Here is an 18,772-nt window from a genome sequence, read left to right as displayed (position 1 = left end):
AGCCATGACCGAATCCGACTACGATGTGCGTCCCGCCTGCGTGCTGCTGCATAGTTCGATGAGTTCACGCAGCCAGTGGGCCACCTTGATGGCCGAGCACGACGCCGCCTTCCGTTTCATCGCGCTGGACCTGCTGGGCTACGGCAAGGCGCCGTTCCCCACGCCGGCGCAGCAGGCCGGCTTCTCGCTGGAGCACGAAGTGGCCGCCGTGCAGGCAGCGCTGGCGGAGCAGCTGCGCGACGGCGAAACGTTCCACCTCGTCGGCCACTCGTATGGCGGCGCGACGGCGCTGCGGCTGGCCCGCACGATTCCCGAACGCATCCGCTCCGTCACCGTGTTCGAACCCGTGGCATTCCACCTGCTCGACCCGGAGGACCCGGGCCGCATCGAGGTGTGCGACGTGGTCGCGCGCATCGAGGCCGCCTCCTCGGACGAGGAAGCGACGCGCCTCTTCATCGATTACTGGAACGGCCCCGGCGCGTTCGACGCGCTGCCGATGCAGCTGCGCGAGCGCTTCACGGCGCAGGTCGCGAAGGTGAAGCTGGACTTCGTGGCGCTGCTCGGCGAGCCGGCCACGTTGCGCGACATGACGGCGATCGATGTGCCCGCGCTGGTGCTGTCCGGCCGCGCGGGACCGGCGTCCACCCATGCCGTCGCGAGCCGCCTCGCGCACGCGCTGCCGCGCGCCGCCGCCGCGCAGACGCCGGGTGGCCACATGGCGCCCGTCACGCACGCGGACGAAGTGAACCGGGAAATCGTCGCGTTCCTTGCCCAGCAGTCCTGACCCATTTTCGACTAGGAGATGCCGTTGAAAGCTTGCATGATCGCCACCGCCGTGATGACCCTGGCCTGCGCCGCACCCGCGTGGGCACAGCAGCCGTCGTATGCCCGCATGGTCGTCATCGTGCCGAAGCCCGGCCAGGGCGAGCAGTTCGAGAAGGGTTATGAACGCCACCTGCAATGGCACCGCGACGCGCGCGATCCGTGGACGTGGTACGGCTGGACCTTCGTGCTGGGCGACCGGATCGGCCAGTTCATGGACGGCACCTTCGGCCATGCCGCCGCGGATTTCGACAACGCGGTGCAGCCGGCCGCCGACACGGCGGACAACAACGTCAACGTGGTGCCGTACGCGGACTTCGTCAGCCATGGCATGTACCAGCGGATGGAGGCACTGAGCGCGGGCGCGCCGCTGCCCGACACATCGCCGTTCATGGCGCTGACGACGTACCAGATCCGGCCCGGTCAGGAGCAGGCGTTCGAGCAGGCGGTTTCCCAGGCCACTGTACGGCAGCGCGATCCCGCCGCGCGCCAGACGTGGTACCGCCTGCAGGCCGGCGGCCAGGCGCCGCAATACGTGCTGCTGCGCGCCGTGCCGACTTTCGGTGCCGCCGCCACGCTGGGCACGCCGTACACGGTGGCCGGCGTCGTCGACAGCGTCAGGAACGAATTGCTGCGCTACCGGGCGAATCTCAGCTACCGGCCATAACGACGGCGCGCGTCGTCGCACGTGCCGACGCGGGCTCATCGCCCAGCTTGAACACCCCCACCGTGCGCACCAGCGCCCGCGCCTGTTCTTCCAGGCTGGCCGATGCGGCCGCCGTTTCCTCCACCAGCGCGGCATTGTGCTGCGTGACGTCGTCGATCTGCGTGATCGCGATGTTCACCTGCTCGATGCCGGAGCTCTGTTCGTTCGATGCCTGCGCGATCTCTTGCATCAGGCCCGCCACGCTGCGCACGCTGTCGAGGATGCGCGTCATCGCCGCGCCCGCGCTGCCCGCCAGCGCGTTGCCGACGCCGACCTTGTCGACGCTCGTGCCGATCAGGTCCTTGATTTCCTTGGCCGCCGCGGCCGAGCGCTGCGCCAGCGTGCGCACCTCGCTGGCGACGACGGCGAAGCCGCGGCCCTGCTCGCCGGCGCGCGCCGCTTCCACTGCCGCATTCAGCGCCAGGATATTGGTCTGGAACGCGATGCCGTCGATGACGGCGATGATGTCGACGATGCGCCGCGCGCTGGCGTCGATCTCGCCCATCGTGTCGACGACGCGCAGCACGACGTCGCTGCCCTGCTGCGCAGCGTCGCGCGCCTGCTGCACCAGCGTGTTCGCATGGTGGGCGTTGTCGACGTTCTGGCGCACCGTCGCCGTCAATTCCTCCATCGACGACGCCGTCTCTTCCAGGTTCGATGCCTGCGCCTCGATGCGGGCCGACAGGTCGGCATTGCCGCTGGCGATGTCGGCCGTCGCGGAGCTGATCGCGTCGACGCTGTGGCGCACGTTGCCGACGATGCCGCGCAGGCTCTCGTTCATGTCGCGCAGCGCGCGCAGCATCTGGCCTACTTCATTTTCCGGGCCCACGTCGAACGTGTTATCGAGGTTGCCCGCGGCGACGCGCTGTGCCACTTCCACGGCGCGGTTCATCGGCACCGTCACCGAGCGGGCGATCAGCATGCCGATGCCGCTGGCGACGGCGACCAGCGCCAGCAAGGCCAGCACCATCAGCAGGCGGGCGCGCTCGAAGCTGGCGGTGCGCTGCTCCAGCGCCGCGTCGAGCTGCGTGCGCGCCGCTTCGTTCAGTGCGAACAGCGCATCGATCGTCTGCGTCGCGGCGGCGAAGAATGCATCGGACGATGCGGTCAACGCGGCCGGCACCACCACCTCGTCGTTGGCGCGCTTCGTCAGCGCGCGCACCGTGTCCGCCGTTTCCTTCATGCGCGGCCCCAGTTCGGTGGCGAAGCGCGGGTTGGCGCGGGCCGACTTGTCGAACGCATTGAGCGTCTGGCCCAAACGGTCCTCGGCACGCGCCAGCAGCGCGGAGACGGCAAGGCGTTCCTGCGGTGATGCTTCGGCGCGCGTCAGCAACACGGACGTACGGGCGCGCAGCCGGCCCAGTTCTTCCGTCAGCACGGGCATCTGGTACACGGTGGCCTGCAGCAGGTAGTACGTATCGGGCTCGGTGTCGAGCGACAGGCCATAATGGTCGCCCACCAGTTCCTGCAGGCGCATCAGGTTGCCGATCAGCGCCGAGTGGCGGCTGAAACTGTCGGCTGGCGCGAGGCTGCGCTGCGCGACGGCGGCGGCGACCGATTGCCACTCGCGCCGGGCATCGGCCCACAGGGCCGCCAGCTCCTTGTCGCCCGTGGCCTCGACGACGCCGTCGACGTCGCGGTACGCCGTGTCGGCCTCCTGCTGCTTGGCGGCGCGGCGCGGTTCGGATGCGGCGCCGCCGGCCAGCACGACGGCGGACAGGCCGCGATGCTGCTGTGTCAGCTGCACGGCCTTCAGCACGCGCGTGACGGCGGGTATGCCCTGCTGCTCGGCCTGGTAGCCGGCCAGCGCGTCGCTGGCTGTGCGGAGGTACAGGAGGCTGGGAATCGCCGCCATGACCATCGAAATGATCGCGAGGATCAGGAATTTTTGCAGCAATTTCAAGCTGGCCAGGAACTGCATGGGGTACTCTCCGAAACTAGAAATTCATTCGTGAAGCATACATCTTCCAATTAGTGATGCAGGGCAACAATAGGCCACCTGAACTAGTAAGTCCCGATTTCCCCTACCCGGCACGGTGCCTGACCGATGGCGAAATCGCCTGGTGCCACACTCTGTTCGGGGATGCGATCGATTATGCCCGCGTGCGCGTGCACGCACGCGGCTGGCTGCCGTTTGCGTTGCAGTGGCGGCACACGGCAATGTCGCCGGATGGCCACATCTGGTACCACCCGCAGGACTACCGCGCCGATTTCGCGCGCGAGCCGGCATGGCGGCTGTTGTGGTTCATGCACGAGATGGTGCACGTGTGGCAGTGGCAGCTGGGCTACCCGGTGATGGCGCGGGGCGCCGTGCGCATCGGCCTGTCGTACCGCTACGAACTGGCGCCCGGCAAGCGGCTGGCCGATTTCAACATGGAAGCGCAGGGCGACCTGCTGGCGGACTGGTTCGCGCTGCAGACGCTCGGCCTGCCCGGCGCGATGCGCCAGCCGCATTATGCGACAGCGGCCCCGCTGTTCGAGGAAGTGCTGGCCGGCTTCCTGGCCGACCCGTGCAGCTGCGCCCACCTGCCGCGCTGCCCGGCCCCGCTGTTGAACTGGCTCAGGCGGCGCCGCTCCGCGTGACCCACCGGCGGCGCCGGCAGGCACGCTTACGGTCAGCGCCCATGCAGGTCGCCGGTGCCGGGAACGGATTGCCCCGACAGCAAATGGCGGTGCTCGTCGGAGTGCAGGACCCGGTAGATCAGGTGGCCCGGGATCCCGACCGACTGCAGGTACGCCTCCGCATCCTTGACACCCAGCATCGTCTTGTAGATCAGCCCAACCTGTAAGTATTGCGCTGTCAGTTCGTCATATCTGGGGTTCATGGTGGTGCCCGCATGCTGATAACCAGGCACAAGATTAATGGAATATCACGATGCCGGACGCGCGGTTGCCGGCAATCAAGCCAGCAGGCTAGCCGGCAACCGGTTCAGGCGTCGCCGCTCTGCGTAAGCCACGCCACCAGCGCATCGGCCTCCAACGGGCGGCTGTACAGATAGCCCTGGCCCTTGTCGCATTGCAGCGTGCGCACGACATTCGCCTGCTCGCGCGTTTCGATGCCCTCGGCCACCGTGTTCATGCCCAGGCTTTGCGCCACCTTCACGGTGGCTTCGATCAGCACCCGGTGGTGCTGGCTCGTTTCGCTCTGGCTGACGAACGATCGGTCGATCTTCACCGTGTCCACCGGCAGCAGGTGGAGGCTGGCGAGCGACGAATAGCCAGTGCCGAAATCGTCCAGCGCCAGCGTCACGCCGAGCGCCTTCAGCTCGTGCAGGCGCTGCTGCACGTCGGTATCCTGCGCCGCCAGGCTTTCCGTCACCTCCAGCTGCAGGTTGCGCGCATCCATGCCCGCCTCGCCGAGGATGCGGGCGACGGTGCCCGCCCAGTCCTGCTGGCCCAGCTGGGCGCGCGACAGGTTCACCGCCATCAGCCGCGGCGCCAGTTCGCCCAGCGCGGCGCGCCAGCCCATGAAGTCGCGGCATGCGCGCTCCAGCACGAAGTCGCCCAGCGCGCCGATCAGGCCGCACTCCTCGGCCACGCCGATGAATTCGACGGGCGGCACGATGCCGCGCACGGGATGGCGCCAACGCACCAGCGCCTCGACGCCGGCCGCGCGGTCCGTGCCGCCGTCCGGCCGCAACGCCACCACGGGCTGGTAGACGACGAACAGCTGGTCGCCTTGCAGCGCCTGGCGCAGTTCCGTTTCGATGTCGCTGCGGCGCGCCGCGCGCTCGCGCATCGCCGGCTCGAAGCGAACGGCGCGGGCACCGCCGGCACGCTTGGCTTCGACCATCGCGATGCCGGCGTCGCGCAGCAGTTCGTCCGGCTCGTGCTGGTCGCCCCAGACGATGCCGACGCTGACGTTGCACACTACGTCGTGGCCCTGCAGGTGGTAGCCGCGGCCGATCGCGGCGATCAGGCGCGCCGCCACGCTCTCGGCATCCTCGACGCGGCGCAGGCCGTCCAGCACGACGACGAATTCGTCGCCGCCCACGCGCGCCGCCACCTGGCCGCCGCGCGCATCCGTCACGATGCGGTCCGTCGGCGGGCGCAGCACGTTGCGGATGCGCTCCGCCATCAGCACCAGCAGCTGGTCGCCGAGCGTCTGGCCCAGCGTGTCGTTGACCTGGCGGAAGCGGTCGCAATTGATGAACAGCAGCGCGAAGCCGCCTTCCCCTTCCTTGCGAGGCTCGCGTGCCAGGATGGCGCGCAGCGCTTCCTGCACGGCGGCGCGGTTCGGCATGCGCGTCAACGCATCCATCCGCGCGGCCGACGAGAGCCGGCTGGCCAGGCGCTCCTGCTCGCGGCGCTCGTCCAGCGTGATGTCGCTGACGGCCGCCATCACGCGCTGCGGGTCGAGCTTCATCACCGACAGCGACAGCACCTGCGGCCCGTTGCGGCCGTCCGGCAGCTCGATGCGCAAGCCCTCGACGACGACGCCGGACGGCGCCGCGCAGCGCGCCACGGCCGCGCGCAGGTCCGGCGCCACAATGCCGAACACGGCGTACAGGTCGTCCATCGCGCCGTCCGGCGCCAGCGGCATCAGCAGCTGCGCGGCCATCGGGTTCATCATCTCGATCGCGCCATCCCGGTCCGCCTGCAGCAGGCCGATCGGCGTGCGGTACAGGAACTGGATCAGCGCCTCGTAGGCCAGCTTGTCGTCGTGCTCCGTGTCGCGCTCGGGCACCGCGGCGGGCGGCGGGCTTGCCGCCGCGCGCTCCGTGCAATCGCGCAGCACGAGGCAGTAAGCCGCTTCCGTGTCCGGCGCATCGGGGTCGCGTTCCGGCAGCGGCGAGATCATCGCACTGGCCAGGAAGCGCGTGCCGTCGGCGCGCACGCGCATGCCCTCGTCGACGATCCAGCCGTGCGCATCCGCCTCGCGCAGGCGTTCGGTGGCACGCTGCGGCGCCGCCGCAGTCTCCGGGTCGAACAGCGCATACGACTTGCCGACGACGTCCGGCCGGTGGCCGGTGACGCGGCCGATGCTGTCGTTCCACCGCTCGATGCGACCGAGGCGATCCAGGCTGACGAGAGCATAGTCGGTGACGCTGGCAAGCAGCGCGCCCAGCCACGCATCGCTGCGGCGCAGCTGGCGCTCGCGCAACACCTGGGCCGTCACATCCTGCAGCACGGCCATCAGGCGCGCCGCGTCGAGCTTGACGAGCGACAGCGCAAGAATCTGCGGGCCGCCCGGATGGCCGCCGTGTACGCGCAGGTGCACGCCGTCGCAGATGACGCCACGCGGCGCGGCGAAGCGCTCGCACTGCGCGCGCAGGTCGGGCGCCAGGCCGTGCAGCGCGGTGAACAGGTTGTCCAGGTTGCCGTCGCGCGACAGCGGCATCAACAGCTGCGCCGAGATCGGGTTGATCAGCACGATCTCGCCATCCGCGCGCGCCTGCACGAGGCCGACGGGTGCGAGATACAGGAACTGGATCAGCGCCTCGTGTTCGGCCGCCGCATCCTGCCCGCCGTGCAGCGCGCCGCTCACGACTGCCGCTGGACCAGCACGTAGCGCAGCGCCGTTCCCGGCAGCGCCAGCAGGCGCAGCTTTACTTTGGTGGGGCGCATCCGCAATGTCAGCACGTAGGGGATCGTATCGTCGAGGCCGCTACCGTCGGCCAGCGCATCCTCGAACCGCTGGGCCACCATGAAGTTGTTCATGCATGGCGCCACGCTGGTGAAGAAAGGCTGGCCCAGGACGCTCACCGGCGACAGCCCGGCGGCCTGCGCTTCGAAGCGGTTGTAGCGGCGCACGGCGGTCGTTTCATCGAAGCCGATGATGCCGAACGGCGCATCGTCGATCTGTTCGTCGCTGAGCGCGGCGAGGCGTTGGCCCAGATCGGGCTGGTCGAAAGCTAATGCGTCCATGCGGGGACTCCAGATAATCAAAGCATTGCGGAATGGAAATAGATGCTGACATGCGAATAACGCCCTGTCAATCCATGCACGATTGAATCGATATTCACCGGCGGAAAATGCGTTTTACAAAGGGCAATCGAGCGCGGCCCGCATTGATCCGATGCTAGCATCAAAGCTCGAGTCAAATGATTAACTCACTGAAAAGGAACACATCATGACCATGACCAAAGCTCTCTTCGCTGCAGCCCTGTGCTTCGGCCTGGCCGCATGCAGCACCACCGACACGAACTCCAGCGGCATGAGCGGCGACACCTCGGCAACCGGCTCGAGCACCAGCTCGGGCAGCAGCACGTCGAGCGGCGCCACCGGCTCCAGCACCTCCGGCTCCTCGACGAATTCGGGCCAGTGGAACCAGAGCGGCAACACGTCGACGACGTCCCAACCGGGCACGTCGCCGAGCACCCCGAGCAACGCGGACGACAATTCCGTCAAGCGTTGATATTCCCGGCATGATGGTAAAAATGGCCCGCGTTGCGGGCCATTTTTTTTATGACCGATTTCGGCAAGCGCATCACGGCCGCCAAATAGAACGGCGACAGAATATTCCCGCGCCAGGCTGATTCAACCCAGTCATCAATCCGCAACTTTCATTCCGGATTTTCCAGGCTGTACGGGACATGCACAACCCAATTTGACTGGCCCAGTGCCTCCCCACGAGCTCGCCCGGCCGTTGTACAAATGTCGCATCCCGCCCCCACACCGTTGACCCGCCCGATCGCGGCTCCTAGATTGAAAAGAGCGCCGCCACATCGGCCGGTGCGCACGCAACGGAGGCAGGCATGAACAAGCAAGGGCATCTGATACTGAAGGCGGGCGTGGCGGCGATGGCGCTGGCGTTCGGCCCGCCGCGGGCCGCGCTGGCGCAGCAGGACGCCGCCACCAACCAGGGCTTGCAGCGGGTCGTCATCACCGGTTCGAACCTGAAGCGCATCGAGGCCGAGACGGCCACGCCGGTGCAGGTGATCCGCAAGGAAGACATCACGCGCCTCGGCGTGAACACCGTGAAGGAGCTGATGGACACGCTGACGTCGACGGACCGCCAGGCGCTGTCCGACGTGGGCGGCAGCGCTTCGTTTGCCGGCGGTGCGTCGTCCGTGTCGCTGCGCGGGCTCGGCAAGCAGTCCACACTCGTACTGCTGAACTCGCGCCGCGTCGCGCCGTATGCGCTGGCCGACTACAACGAGGTGTTCACGAACCTGGACACGCTGCCGCTGGATGCCGTCGAAAGAGTCGAGGTGCTGCGCAACGGCGGCTCGGCCATCTACGGTTCCGATGCCGTGGCCGGCGTCATCAACATCATTACCCGCTCCGACTTCAGCGGCGTGCAGGCGCGCGCCGCGTACAACAACTCGCTGAAGAACTCGGTATTCCACGAATCCACCGCGGCGCTGACGGGCGGTATCGGCAATCTCGACACGGACCGCTACAACATCCTTGCCAACATCGAGGTCTACCGCCGCAACGACGTCAACTGGCGCCAGGTCGTCGACGACATCCACCCCGAGTACGGCGAGCTGTTTTCCCCCGTCGCGCCCGGCAGCGGCCAGATGTTCGGCTGGCGGGGCGCACCGTCGACGTTCAGCTGGCCCGGCAACATCATCGGGCAAGGCGCACTGCCCGGCTGCACGGCGCGCAACGCCGCCGGGCTGTGCGTGTACGACCGCTTCGCGCACTTCCAGGCGGTGCCGGCGTCCCAGCGCGTCAATGCCCTCCTGTCCGGCAAGTATGCGATCAACGCCAGCACGCAGGCCTATGCCGAGGTGCTGTATTCGCACACGAAGACGGACTACTTGAGCGCGCAGGCCACCTACGGTTCGACGACGTCGGACGCCGTGTGGGGCGATCCCGCCACAGGCCAGCGCCGCACGTTCAGCTATCGCTACCTGCCGCTCGAACATCCGCTGAACCAGCTGGGCGAGGAAGCCGAGTTCCGCTACCGCTTCGCGGACGACCCGGCCTACCGCCACACGAGCAGCGACCAGTACCGCGCGCTGGCCGGCCTGCGCGGCAGCCTGGGCAGCTACGACTGGGACACGGCGCTCGGCATCATGGGGAGCAAGACGAAGGACCGCAGCCGCGGCAGCTTCTTCAGCCTGTCCGGCTTTCAGCAGGTGATCGGCGCGACGACGCCGTACAACCCCGACGATCCGGACAATTCCGGCCCGTACGACCCGCAGCTGTTCAACCGCGCCTACCGCGTGGGCCAGATCAACACGCCGGAAGTGGTGGCCACGCTGTTCCCGGAAAACGGCTACGACGGCAAGATCACGCAGACCTTCATCGACGGCAAGATCACGGGCGAGGTGGCGAAGTTCGGCGGCCGCAGCGTCAACGTCGCCGTCGGCGGCGAAGTGCGCCACGAGAAGTTCGAGATCAACCCTACCGCCAACCTGCTGATGGGCGACATCGTCAGCAACGGCGCGGCCACGGCCAATGCGAGCCGTACCAACAGCTCCGTGTTCACCGAGGCGAACCTGCCGCTGGCGGACAAGCTCGAGCTGATCGGCGCCGTGCGCGTCGACAAGTTCAAGAACGTGAAGGCGCATGCGTCGCCGAAGCTGGCCGCACGGTGGGAGCCGTCGCCGCGGCTGATGCTGCGCGGGACGTTCGAGAAAGGCTTCCGGGCGCCGAACCTGACGGAGAGCGCGCAATCGAGCAAGTTCGCGTTCGATAACGGCGTCGTCGATCCGAAGCGCTGCGACCAGGCACAGGCACTGGCGAACGATCTGCGCGCGCAATCCGATGCGCTGCCCGCCGCCGATCCGAACAAGGCCTTGCTGTCCGCTCGCGCCGATACCGTCGAGGGCAACGAATGCGCGGCCGGCGTGTCCAACACCGTGCGCAACAACCCGGGCCTGAAGCCGGAAGTATCGACCAGCGCGACGGTGGGCTTTGTTGCGGAACCCGTGCGCGGCACCAGCGTCACCGTGGACGTGTGGCGCATCAAGCGCAAGGATGAAATCGGCGTGAAGACCACGGCCGAACTGCTGGCCGCTGAAAACTCGCTGCCGGCCGGCGTGATCGAGCGGCTGCCCGTCAGCCAGGACGGCACGTTCACGGCGGAGGAACGGACGCGCTATGGCGTAACCGTCGGGCCGCTGGCGGCCACCTCCGGCATGTTCGAGAACACGGCGCAGACGGAAACCAGCGGCGTGGACGTGAGCCTGGGCTCGCGCTTCACGACGCCGCTGGGCCGGCTCGACGTGATCGGCAACGCGACATACCTGTTCCGCTACCGCGTGTGGGCACCGACGCGGGACGGCGGCAGCTGGGGCGACAACCTGGCCGGACGTTGGAACTACTCGAAGACGGTGGCAAACGTCACCACCACGCTGTCGCAAGGGGACTTCGCGCACACGCTGCGGGCGAACTTCCGCAGCGCCACGTCGCTGCAGCAGGACTTCTATGACGAGCAGTACACGCCGCAAGCCTGCGAGGAGCGCGGCTGGACGCCGGACCAGTGCCGCGTGGGCTCGTTCGTGCGCTGGGACTACAACCTGAGCTGGCGCGGCATCCGCAACCTGACGCTGTCGCTGTTCGTACGTAATGTGTTCAATCACCGCCCGCCGTTCGATGCCTATGCGTTCCAGGCATTCGGCGGCGGCGTGATCCCACAGGACATCGACGACGTGCAGGGCCGCTCGCTGCGCGTGACGGCGGAGTACCGGTTCCGCTGACGGCAGCCCCGCGGACGTCTGTCAGGCCAGGGCGGCCGGCGTGCGCGTGGCCAGCGGCGACTGTGCAAGGCCGCGCCATTCAAGCGCCGCGAACGCGAGCACGCCCAGTGCCTGCGCCAGCACGTAGGCCGTACCGAGGCCGGTAGCGGCGACCGTACCGCTCATCAGCAGCGCCACACTGGCGGCGGCCCAGCCGACATGGCCGGCGACGACGAACAGCGCCAGCGCATGCCACACGGCGCGGCTGTTCGCCAGCGCCACCAGCAGCAGCACGTACAGCGCGAGGAAGATGCCGGTGCCCGCCAGCAGCGCACGCGGCAATCCGAGCGCCTCGTGCAGCGCGGCGGGCAGCAGCAGGTGGGCGGTGGCGATCGCGCCGCTGGCGGCGGCATCGCACAGGAAGACGGACTTCAGCAGGCGGGACGGCTGGACGGTTTTCATGGCAGGCTCCTTGAGGTGGGGTGACATCACTTGGGTGACAGTGCCGCCAGTGTCGCGCCGGCACGCACTTGCGCCAATTACCTGCCAGGTAATCGTCCGCCGCCGATCGCCCCCCTCCTTACACCGCGTGCACCGACGTATCGATGGCGCCGACCAGCGTGACATGTTCGGCCGACTCGGACAGCGCCAGCAGCACGCCTGCCCGGTCCAGCGTGCCGCCGGCCAGCATGCCCGTCCAGCGCGCCAGCTCGGCCGTGCTGGCGGCACGGTCCAGGCCTGTTTCGTACAGCCGCGCGACGAATGCCGCGTCGTCCGTGCCGCCGTACAGCGCCGCCGCTTCCGGGCTGGCGGCAAATGCCCGCGCGATCGACGTTGCCGTCATGCCGTTCTCGCTGGCGGCGATCCAGCCGTTCAGCCCCGCTTCGTCGGCACTGCGGCCGAACGCCATGTCGTACAGGCGAGCGATCACCGCAACGTCGCTGTGATTGAAGTCGAGCGTCGCCGGTTGCGCGAGCTTCTCGGCCGACTCCGTGATCGCCAGCAGCACGCCCGCCCGATCGAGCTGGCCACTGCCCAGCCGGTCCGCCCAGTACGCGATCTCGGCACCGCCGGCAGTGCGGCCCAGGGCGCTCTTGTACAGTCCCTCGACATACGCCTGGGCCGACAGCGTGCCTTGTGCCGCCATGCCCTCCTCAGCGCCGAGCAGTGCGGCGGCCACGTCGTGCAGCGAGTGGCCCGCGCCGTGCGCGCCCAACCAGAACTCCTTGCCTGCAGTATCGGCGGCACGGCCGAACACCGCCTCGTACAGCCGGTCCACCGTGCCGGCCGCCGACGTATCGCCGCTACCGAAACGCAGCGCCTCGACGCCGCTGACGGTGTCCGATCCATCGGTACCGCCACGCTGCGTGACAACGAGCGCGCCGTCGACCACGCGCAGCGTGTAATCGGCGCGGCCTGCACCGGCCAGCTGCAGCACGTCGTGGCCGCTGCCGCCGTCAATCGTGTCGTTGCCCGCGCCGCCGAACACGGTGTCGTCGCCGGCGTCGCCAAAGATCCTGTCGTTGCCGGCTGCGCTGCCGACGACGTCGTTGCCGCCACCGCCGTGCAGCTCGTCGTCGCCTTCGCCCAGCACGATCGTCTGGCTGGCACCATCGCCCCACACGTGCTGGTTGCCGGCGCCACCGCCCAAGGTGACCGCGCCGATGACGGCGGCAAATTCCACGTTATCGAGCTGCAGCGTCGTGCCAGCCGGCAGGGCGCGGCCGTCGATGACGAGGGCGACGTCACTGGCGTCGGCCGCCCCGGACAGCGCGATCTGGCCGGACGGCGTGCCCGCGACCGTCGGCACGACGGCGCGCACCAGCAGCGGTGCACCGCCGGTGCCGATGGAACCGCCGACGGCAGCCGCAAGCTCGGCGCCGCCGTGCTGGGTCAGCAACTCGGTCAGCGCGCTCGACGCGGCGGCCCCGGACAGCGTCGCGGCCGGCCCCGATGCGACCAGCCCGAAGCCGGCCGACACGTGCGCCAGCAAGTCCAGCGCGCCAGCGCCGATCGGCAGGTTGAGGCCGATGGTGCCTGCGGCCACCACCGGCACGGTCACCATGTCCGTGACGCTGCCATCGGCGTTGGTCGTGGTCTGGTGCTGCACCGCCACGTCGCCGATGATTTCCGTGCGGGTCTCCGTATGCGTTTCCGGCGCGGGCCGCGGCGGGTTCGCGACCGTGACCTTCAGCGCCTTGTCGAACGTATTGCCGGCAGCATCCGTGACGCGCACGTACACCGACTTCGTGCCGGTGCTCCAGGCGGGCGCGCCAATGGCCTTAAGTTCCGTGCCGGCGATCGTGAAGCCGGCGTTGTCGGCGCTGCGGGCGTCGCCGCTGTCGACCAGCTCATAGGTGAACTTGTCGCCGCTGCGTGGATCGATGGCGCTCAGGCGGCCGGCCGTCACGCCGGCGGCGCTGCCCACGTAGATCGTACCGCCGGACAGGCGGATGTCGGTCGGTGCCGCGGTGTCGAGCACGTAGTTCCACGCGCCGCTCGCGCCGGCATTCCCCGCCTCGTCGCGCACGCGCACGTGGATCGCCCCGCTCGTCAACGTCACGCCATCCCACGTCAACGTGGTGCCGGCCACCTTCTCCGTCAGGTCGGTCCAGTGCACGCCATCGAGCGAGCCCTCGACGATGTCGCCGTCGGCCAGCGGCGCGCCGAGCGCCAGCGCGATCGTCTGCGCCGCGACGTTGGTGACGCGATCGGCGGCCGAGGCGCCGCTGTCGCTCGACAGCATGGGCACGCCCAGCGTGGCGGCCGGCTTCACGGTATCGACCGTCAGCGCCAGCGCGGCACTCGCGATCGACTTCAGGCCGTCGCCGTCGGTCTGCGTCACCGTCAGCTGGTGCGTGCCGTCCACCAGCGCCATGCTGGTGACGTGCCACACGCCGTTGGCATCGGCGTGCGCCGTGCCGACCGACTGCGCGCCATCCCACAACGTGACGGTGGCGCCGGGCCGCGCGCCGGTTCCGGACAAGGTCGGCGTGCTGTCGGCCGTATAGCCGCTGCCGTTGCCGCCCTCCAGCACGGGCAAGGCCAGCGCGGGCGGCCGCGCGAATTCGATGGCGTCGCCGGAAAAGCCGAGGCGCGCACCGTCGACGTTGACCTGCACGGTAAGCTCCGCGCCGGCCGTGCCGTCCAGGTCCACGTACAGCTTCGTCAGGCCGCCCGGGCCGGCCACGTATTCGACCGAGTACGCGGCCACGTCGGCGCCGTCGCCCGCCGCGATTGTGCCGGTCAGCGCGTGCGCCGTGCGGATCCTGTCGCCCACCGAGAAGTCGGTGATGCAGTCGTTGCCCGCGACATCGCAGACGAACGTGTCATCGCCGGCGCCGCCCGTCAGCGTATCGTCACCGCGTCCGCCGTCCAGCTGGTTGGCGGCCTGGTTGCCGACGATGGTGTCGTTGCCAAGGCCGCCGACGGCGTTCTCGATCAGCGAACGGGTGTCGCCTTCGTACAGGTAGGCATTGGCGATGTTCGCCGGCGCATACACATCGTCGTCCAGCTGCGCCTTCTGCGTGCCGAAGTCCATCCACTTTCCCGGGCGGAGGTCGATCTTCAGGTCGGTCGTGTAATTGGACAGGTTGTACGTATCGGTGCCACCGCCGTCCCAGATCGTCGCGAAGATCACGGCGGCGGAAGGGTCGAACGTGTAGTAGGTATCGCCGTCGTTGGTCGTAAAGTTCGCACCATACAGATGCTGCAGGGCCGCGATATCGTCCATCATCGGGCCGATCGGGTAGCTGCCGTCGAACACCGTGTAGGGACCAAACGCGCTGCCGGGGTAGCTGTGGTAGGACATGATCGTGTATTCGATCGCATCGTGTGCCGGGTCCGTCGCGGGTGGCCCGCCACCGTCCACCGGTGCCTGGTCGTGCGGGTGTTTCAGGCCCAGCGCGTGGCCCAGCTCGTGCACCAGCGTGAACGCCGAGTAGCTGCCGGGGTCGCCGAGCCCTGCGCTGATGGCGGAACCCAGTTCCACGTCGCCGTCCGCGTCACCATTCGTCTGGCCGGGGAACGACACGACGCGCGCCGTGGGATTGTCCTGCGACTGGAGCCAGTACACGCTGATGTCGCCCGCACCCGCCGCAGCCTGTGCGAAATGGACGTTGGCGACATCACTGTACTGCCGCAATGCCTGGCTCACCGCGTTCCGCTCGGCTGTCGTCAACTCCTTGAATTCGGTATTGGTTCCGGCGCCGTAGCTCGTGTCGGCGAGCGTTTGCGGGAAGCTGTAGGTGATCGTCGCCGAATTCCACGCGCCGCCAGCGAGCAGTGCATCGATGTCCGGATTGCCCGTCAGCGTGACGGGCCTGAAGATGGGGTTGGCAGCGGCCATGATTTTCCTGTTTGAATTATTTCCTTGCAGAATAATAATTCAAATTTAACCACAGGAAAATGCATTTACCAGCCGTCCAGCTCCAGCCGGTAGCGCAGCTTGGTGCGCTCGCCCTGCGCGTACGTGACGTAATAGGAAGGAATATCCACCGCTTCCACCAGCACGCAGCCGATCCGCTCGAGCGCGCGGCGGCATGCCGTGTTGTCCGGCGTGGTCGTGATCCACACGATGTCCACCAGACGGCGCGCTTCCGGCAGCAGCGCCAGCACGGCCTGGCCCGCATAGCCGTGGCCCCGGTGCTCGGCGTCGATGGCGAAGCCGATGTGCCCGACCAGGTGGGTGAACACGCGGGTATGGCCGTCGCGCAGGCTGATCGTGCCGACCCGCGTGCCGCCGGCCAGCACGTGGTAGCGCCAGGCGCGCACGCCCCATGGCGAATTGGCCGGTGTGTAGGCGGCGCACAGCGCGAGCGATAGACCACTGCCGTGGCGGACCGAAACTGTCGATGAGGTAAGCGCGGTTTGCAAAGTTGTCTTGAAGGCACGGTAAGGCTGCAAGCTTACCACTTGCGGCGGGACTTGGAAGCTTGCGCACTGGCCCCATCTGGAGCACCATCGAGCCCTTGCCCGGCAAGGCTGCTCCTTGCCCTTCCGACCACGCCCATACCGATGTTCCGCTTTCCTCGCTTCCGTATCGCCGCCGCGGCGATGCTTGGCGCCGGCGCGCTGCCCGCGTCCGCGCAGCCGGCATCCACCGATCTCGTCGCGCTGATCAACGCCTACCGCGCGGCGCCGGGCAGTTGCGCGGGCCAGCCCGCCGCCCCCGTCGCGCCGCTCGATGCGGCATCCGCGCTATCGCAACTGCGCATCGGCACGGGCACGTTCCTCGAACCGGCGCTGGAGCGGGCCGGCTACCCGGTGGAACACGCGGAAGCGCTGTTCGTCTCGGGCGCCGCCGAGCCGGAAGAAGCGATGCGCACGCTGCGCGAAAAATACTGCATGCGGCTGCTGAGCACCGACATTACCGCCGCCGGCGCGATCCGCGTGGCCGACGGCTGGCACGTCGTGCTGGCGCGGCCCGAGCCGCCCCGGCATCTGCCCGATGCCGCCACGCTGGGTGCCGAAACGCTGGCCGCCGTCAACGCGGCGCGCGCCGTGCCACGCCGTTGCGGCGACCAGCAATTCGCCGCCGCACCGCCGCTACAGCGTAACCCCGCGCTGGATACGGCCGCGCTGGCGCACAGCGAGGACATGGCGCGCCTGCGCTACTTCAGCCACGTGGAGAAGAACGGCAGCGTCGTCGGCGATCGCGCCCGCAAGGCCGGCTACGCGTGGCGCGTGATCGGCGAGAACATCGCGTCCGGCCAGCGCACCGCGCAGGAGGCCGTGGACGGCTGGCTCGACAGCCCGGGCCACTGCGCCAACATCATGAACGCGGCGTTCGCCGAGATGGGCATCGGCTATGCCGTCAATCCGCAGCGGGGAACGCTGTACTGGACGCAGGTGCTGGGGCGGGCGCGCTGACCACCCGCGCCTCGCCCAACACGGCGAGCGCCCGCAGGTATAGCCCACGCCGCTCGGGCCACCCGGCGGCGTCCCCCACGGCCGGCGTCTTGCGGCCCAGGTTGACGACGTCGCAGACGCCGTCGAAATCGCCTGCATCCGCCAGCGCATTCAAGCCGCGCATCGCCCAATACCAGCCGGCCGAGCGGCATGCCCCTTCCGGCGTGCGCAGCCACGCACCGACGGCATCGAGGCCGATGCCCACATGCCGCGCGCACGCGGCGTGGTTGTTGGCGAACGTGAGCTGGATCGCACCGGCGCCGCGGTAGCGCCAGCCGTCGCCGCTCGCTTCGTCGCCATTCCCTTCGCGCAGCGCGTACGCCCGGTTGGCGATGCGCTCCGGCTGCCGCGCATACGTGCGGGCCACGGCGGGCGGAAACCGCCGCGGCCACGTGCGCGTCAACGCCGCCGCACCGTAGTTCAGGTTTTCGTCGAAGCGCGACAACTGCGACGATTCATGCGCGACGGTGGCGAGGAATGCCGCGCGCCGCAGCACCGTATCGATGCCGTAGCGCGCCATCGCGCTTGCCAGCAGCGGCGCGAACAGCCGCGCCTGCGCACCGGCGGCGGGCATCACGGCCATCAGCTGCGCGGGCGTCACAGCGTGCCCCGCATGTCCTTCACCATCTCGGCCGCGTCGTGCGCGATCTCGGCGAGATCCTTGTCCTTGCGCTTGTCCAGCCAGCGCACCAGGCCGCCGAGCAGCCACCAGGCGGGCAAGCCCGCCAGCACCATCAGCGGCGCCGCGACATACAGGATGCCCATCGACGGGTCGACGCCGAACATGGCGACGACATAGCCGGCCGACGCGAACAGCGCCGGCCACCAGCTGTGCAGCATGACGACGAGGAAGGGACCGAGTATCCCGGACATGGCGATCGCGCAGGTCAGCCGCACGTAGGCTTCGCGGCGCGACCTGGGCCACATGAAGAGGAAGGTCAGCGCGCTGGCGGCGGCCCCGGCCAGCAGGGGCGCGCCGATGATTTTAATGAGTACGCCGCTGGCGACGCCCGTTCCGATAGCCATATCTGCCTTCATCGTCAAGCTGCCGCGGGAAGTGGGTTCCTCGGCAGGCTGCGCAACGTCGATGCGAGCACGCCGGGATCGTAACGCCAGGGTTCGCGGAACCCCAGCGCGGCCGCCACCGCTTCGCTGCAGAACCAGGCGTCCTTGCGGTCGGAAAGCGGCTCCACCATGAAGTGCAGGTTGCCGCGCAGGTCGTAGTCGGCGCCCGCATGGGCGGCGAACCACCCCCGCGCATCCGCCTCCAGGTGCAACGGCAACTCGATGAAGTCCCACGATTGCGGCTCGAAGTCGATGACCTTGAAGCGCACGCCCCCATCGGCATACGACGACGATGCCGCGATGCCGTCGCTGAACACGAGTTCCACGTGCGAGTAGGGGCTGGTGGTCCACCAGCGCACCAGGCGGTTGTACAGGCCCGCCTTGCCGGGGCGGGTGCCGGTGTAGAAGGCGGCTTTCATTGCGCGGCCTCCGGTGGTGTGGCCTCGGCGGGCGGCTCGTCCGGCAGCGCCCGCAGCGCGCCGTCCTGCCACAGGTAGCGGCCGAAGGCGAAGTCCGCTGGCATATCGGCCACATCGACGATGCTCCAGCCGTGCGGCAGGACGTGTTTCGGGTGGATGCCGTTGGCCGATGCGATCGTGTCGTCCTTCATCGTGAACGGGCCCTGGTCGAGGATGCGGCCGTCGTGCATCACGAGCAGCGCGGTTGCGGTGTTGGGTTGGTTTGTCATGTTGGT

At 68.6% G+C, this 18,772-nt stretch carries 17 protein-coding genes; 6 read left to right on the top strand and 11 right to left on the bottom strand.

Features of this window, described 5'->3' with window-relative positions; genetic code table 11:
* Window positions 1-4 precede the first annotated feature (4 nt).
* Window positions 5-784 (top strand): alpha/beta fold hydrolase, encoded by a 780-nt coding sequence (locus IP92_RS02645; protein ID WP_145872948.1) that lies wholly within the window; start codon window positions 5-7, stop codon window positions 782-784.
* A gap of 24 nt (window positions 785-808) precedes the next feature.
* Window positions 809-1,489: a hypothetical protein gene (locus IP92_RS02640; protein WP_145872947.1), complete on the top strand. Its 681-nt coding sequence runs from the start codon at window positions 809-811 to the stop codon at window positions 1,487-1,489.
* Here the strand turns inward: IP92_RS02640 and IP92_RS02635 are convergent.
* Window positions 1,473-3,449, bottom strand: a complete 1,977-nt coding sequence (locus IP92_RS02635; protein ID WP_145872946.1) for a methyl-accepting chemotaxis protein — start codon at window positions 3,447-3,449, stop codon at window positions 1,473-1,475. The genes IP92_RS02640 and IP92_RS02635 overlap by 17 nt on opposite strands.
* A 182-nt stretch (window positions 3,450-3,631) precedes the next feature.
* Here IP92_RS02635 and IP92_RS02630 point away from each other — a divergent pair, with 182 nt between their 5' ends.
* The gene (locus IP92_RS02630; protein WP_229418584.1) at window positions 3,632-4,111 is read left to right on the top strand and encodes a Rhs element Vgr protein; all 480 of its coding nucleotides are present in this window, start codon (window positions 3,632-3,634) and stop codon (window positions 4,109-4,111) included.
* Window positions 4,112-4,143: 32 nt separating this feature from the next.
* Here the strand turns inward: IP92_RS02630 and IP92_RS02625 are convergent, their stop codons facing one another.
* From IP92_RS02625 to IP92_RS02615, 3 genes are all read right to left on the bottom strand, one after another.
* Complete coding sequence (locus IP92_RS02625; RefSeq protein ID WP_145872945.1) at window positions 4,144-4,353, bottom strand: hypothetical protein; 210 nt, start codon at window positions 4,351-4,353, stop codon at window positions 4,144-4,146.
* 104 nt (window positions 4,354-4,457) lie between these two features.
* The gene (locus IP92_RS02620) at window positions 4,458-7,016 is read right to left on the bottom strand and encodes a sensor domain-containing protein (RefSeq protein WP_229418583.1); all 2,559 of its coding nucleotides are present in this window, start codon (window positions 7,014-7,016) and stop codon (window positions 4,458-4,460) included.
* Window positions 7,013-7,396, bottom strand: coding sequence for a phosphonate transporter (locus IP92_RS02615; protein WP_145872944.1), 384 nt, complete (start codon window positions 7,394-7,396; stop codon window positions 7,013-7,015). The genes IP92_RS02620 and IP92_RS02615 overlap by 4 nt, the downstream gene beginning before the upstream one ends.
* A 205-nt stretch (window positions 7,397-7,601) precedes the next feature.
* Between IP92_RS02615 and IP92_RS02610 the strand changes: the two genes are divergently transcribed.
* Together IP92_RS02610 and IP92_RS02605 are read left to right on the top strand one after the other, a co-directional pair.
* On the top strand, window positions 7,602-7,886 hold the full coding sequence (locus IP92_RS02610) for a hypothetical protein (protein WP_145872943.1): 285 nt from the start codon (window positions 7,602-7,604) through the stop codon (window positions 7,884-7,886).
* A 340-nt stretch (window positions 7,887-8,226) separates the two neighbouring features.
* Entirely contained in the window at window positions 8,227-11,124 is a 2,898-nt protein-coding gene (locus IP92_RS02605) for a TonB-dependent receptor domain-containing protein (RefSeq protein WP_145872942.1), read from the top strand.
* Window positions 11,125-11,145: 21 nt separating this feature from the next.
* On the opposite strand, the gene IP92_RS02600 is transcribed toward IP92_RS02605, so the two are convergent.
* The 3 genes from IP92_RS02600 to IP92_RS29830 form a co-directional block, all read right to left on the bottom strand.
* Window positions 11,146-11,565, bottom strand: coding sequence for a hypothetical protein (locus IP92_RS02600; protein WP_145872941.1), 420 nt, complete (start codon window positions 11,563-11,565; stop codon window positions 11,146-11,148).
* A gap of 118 nt (window positions 11,566-11,683) precedes the next feature.
* Window positions 11,684-15,451 carry a DUF4214 domain-containing protein gene (locus tag IP92_RS02595; RefSeq protein WP_145872940.1) on the bottom strand — a complete coding sequence of 1,256 codons (3,768 nt, stop codon included), beginning with the start codon at window positions 15,449-15,451 and terminating at the stop codon, window positions 11,684-11,686.
* Window positions 15,452-15,516: 65 nt separating this feature from the next.
* The gene (locus IP92_RS29830) at window positions 15,517-15,978 is read right to left on the bottom strand and encodes a GNAT family N-acetyltransferase (RefSeq protein ID WP_158206810.1); all 462 of its coding nucleotides are present in this window, start codon (window positions 15,976-15,978) and stop codon (window positions 15,517-15,519) included.
* 141 nt (window positions 15,979-16,119) lie between these two features.
* Between IP92_RS29830 and IP92_RS02585 the strand changes: the two genes are divergently transcribed.
* Window positions 16,120-16,974 (top strand): CAP domain-containing protein, encoded by an 855-nt coding sequence (locus IP92_RS02585; RefSeq protein ID WP_145872938.1) that lies wholly within the window; start codon window positions 16,120-16,122, stop codon window positions 16,972-16,974.
* Here the strand turns inward: IP92_RS02585 and IP92_RS02580 are convergent.
* From IP92_RS02580 to IP92_RS02565, 4 genes are read right to left on the bottom strand one after another with little or no spacing between them, the layout of a single operon-like run.
* The gene (locus IP92_RS02580; protein WP_199271813.1) at window positions 16,919-17,614 is read right to left on the bottom strand and encodes a glycoside hydrolase family 19 protein; all 696 of its coding nucleotides are present in this window, start codon (window positions 17,612-17,614) and stop codon (window positions 16,919-16,921) included. The genes IP92_RS02585 and IP92_RS02580 overlap by 56 nt on opposite strands.
* Window positions 17,611-18,039, bottom strand: coding sequence for a hypothetical protein (locus tag IP92_RS02575; RefSeq protein ID WP_145872937.1), 429 nt, complete (start codon window positions 18,037-18,039; stop codon window positions 17,611-17,613). The genes IP92_RS02580 and IP92_RS02575 overlap by 4 nt, the downstream gene beginning before the upstream one ends.
* A gap of 14 nt (window positions 18,040-18,053) precedes the next feature.
* Window positions 18,054-18,497 (bottom strand): hypothetical protein, encoded by a 444-nt coding sequence (locus tag IP92_RS02570; RefSeq protein ID WP_145872936.1) that lies wholly within the window; start codon window positions 18,495-18,497, stop codon window positions 18,054-18,056.
* A complete protein-coding gene (locus IP92_RS02565; protein ID WP_145872935.1) occupies window positions 18,494-18,766 on the bottom strand; it encodes a hypothetical protein in 273 nt (90 codons plus the stop codon). The genes IP92_RS02570 and IP92_RS02565 overlap by 4 nt, the downstream gene beginning before the upstream one ends.
* Window positions 18,767-18,772 lie beyond the last annotated feature (6 nt).

This window comes from Pseudoduganella flava (assembly GCF_007830495.1).
GTDB lineage: Bacteria > Pseudomonadota > Gammaproteobacteria > Burkholderiales > Burkholderiaceae_D > Rugamonas > Rugamonas flava.
The sequence above is the reverse complement of the archived record's forward strand: the minus strand, read 5'-3'. Positions and strand labels throughout refer to the sequence as shown.

Bases quoted from the DNA above. Each gene is read 5' to 3' on its own strand.
- IP92_RS02645 (WP_145872948.1), top strand. From the start codon at position 5: ATGACCGAATCCGACTACGATGTGCGTCCCGCCTGCGTGCTGCTGCAT.
- IP92_RS02635 (WP_145872946.1), bottom strand. From the start codon at position 3,449: ATGCAGTTCCTGGCCAGCTTGAAATTGCTGCAAAAATTCCTGATCCTC.
- IP92_RS02625 (WP_145872945.1), bottom strand. From the start codon at position 4,353: ATGAACCCCAGATATGACGAACTGACAGCGCAATACTTACAGGTTGGG.
- IP92_RS02615 (WP_145872944.1), bottom strand. From the start codon at position 7,396: ATGGACGCATTAGCTTTCGACCAGCCCGATCTGGGCCAACGCCTCGCC.
- IP92_RS02610 (WP_145872943.1), top strand. From the start codon at position 7,602: ATGACCATGACCAAAGCTCTCTTCGCTGCAGCCCTGTGCTTCGGCCTG.
- IP92_RS02605 (WP_145872942.1), top strand. From the start codon at position 8,227: ATGAACAAGCAAGGGCATCTGATACTGAAGGCGGGCGTGGCGGCGATG.
- IP92_RS02600 (WP_145872941.1), bottom strand. From the start codon at position 11,565: ATGAAAACCGTCCAGCCGTCCCGCCTGCTGAAGTCCGTCTTCCTGTGC.
- IP92_RS02595 (WP_145872940.1), bottom strand. From the start codon at position 15,451: ATGGCCGCTGCCAACCCCATCTTCAGGCCCGTCACGCTGACGGGCAAT.
- IP92_RS02585 (WP_145872938.1), top strand. From the start codon at position 16,120: ATGTTCCGCTTTCCTCGCTTCCGTATCGCCGCCGCGGCGATGCTTGGC.
- IP92_RS02575 (WP_145872937.1), bottom strand. From the start codon at position 18,039: ATGGCTATCGGAACGGGCGTCGCCAGCGGCGTACTCATTAAAATCATC.
- IP92_RS02570 (WP_145872936.1), bottom strand. From the start codon at position 18,497: ATGAAAGCCGCCTTCTACACCGGCACCCGCCCCGGCAAGGCGGGCCTG.
- IP92_RS02565 (WP_145872935.1), bottom strand. From the start codon at position 18,766: ATGACAAACCAACCCAACACCGCAACCGCGCTGCTCGTGATGCACGAC.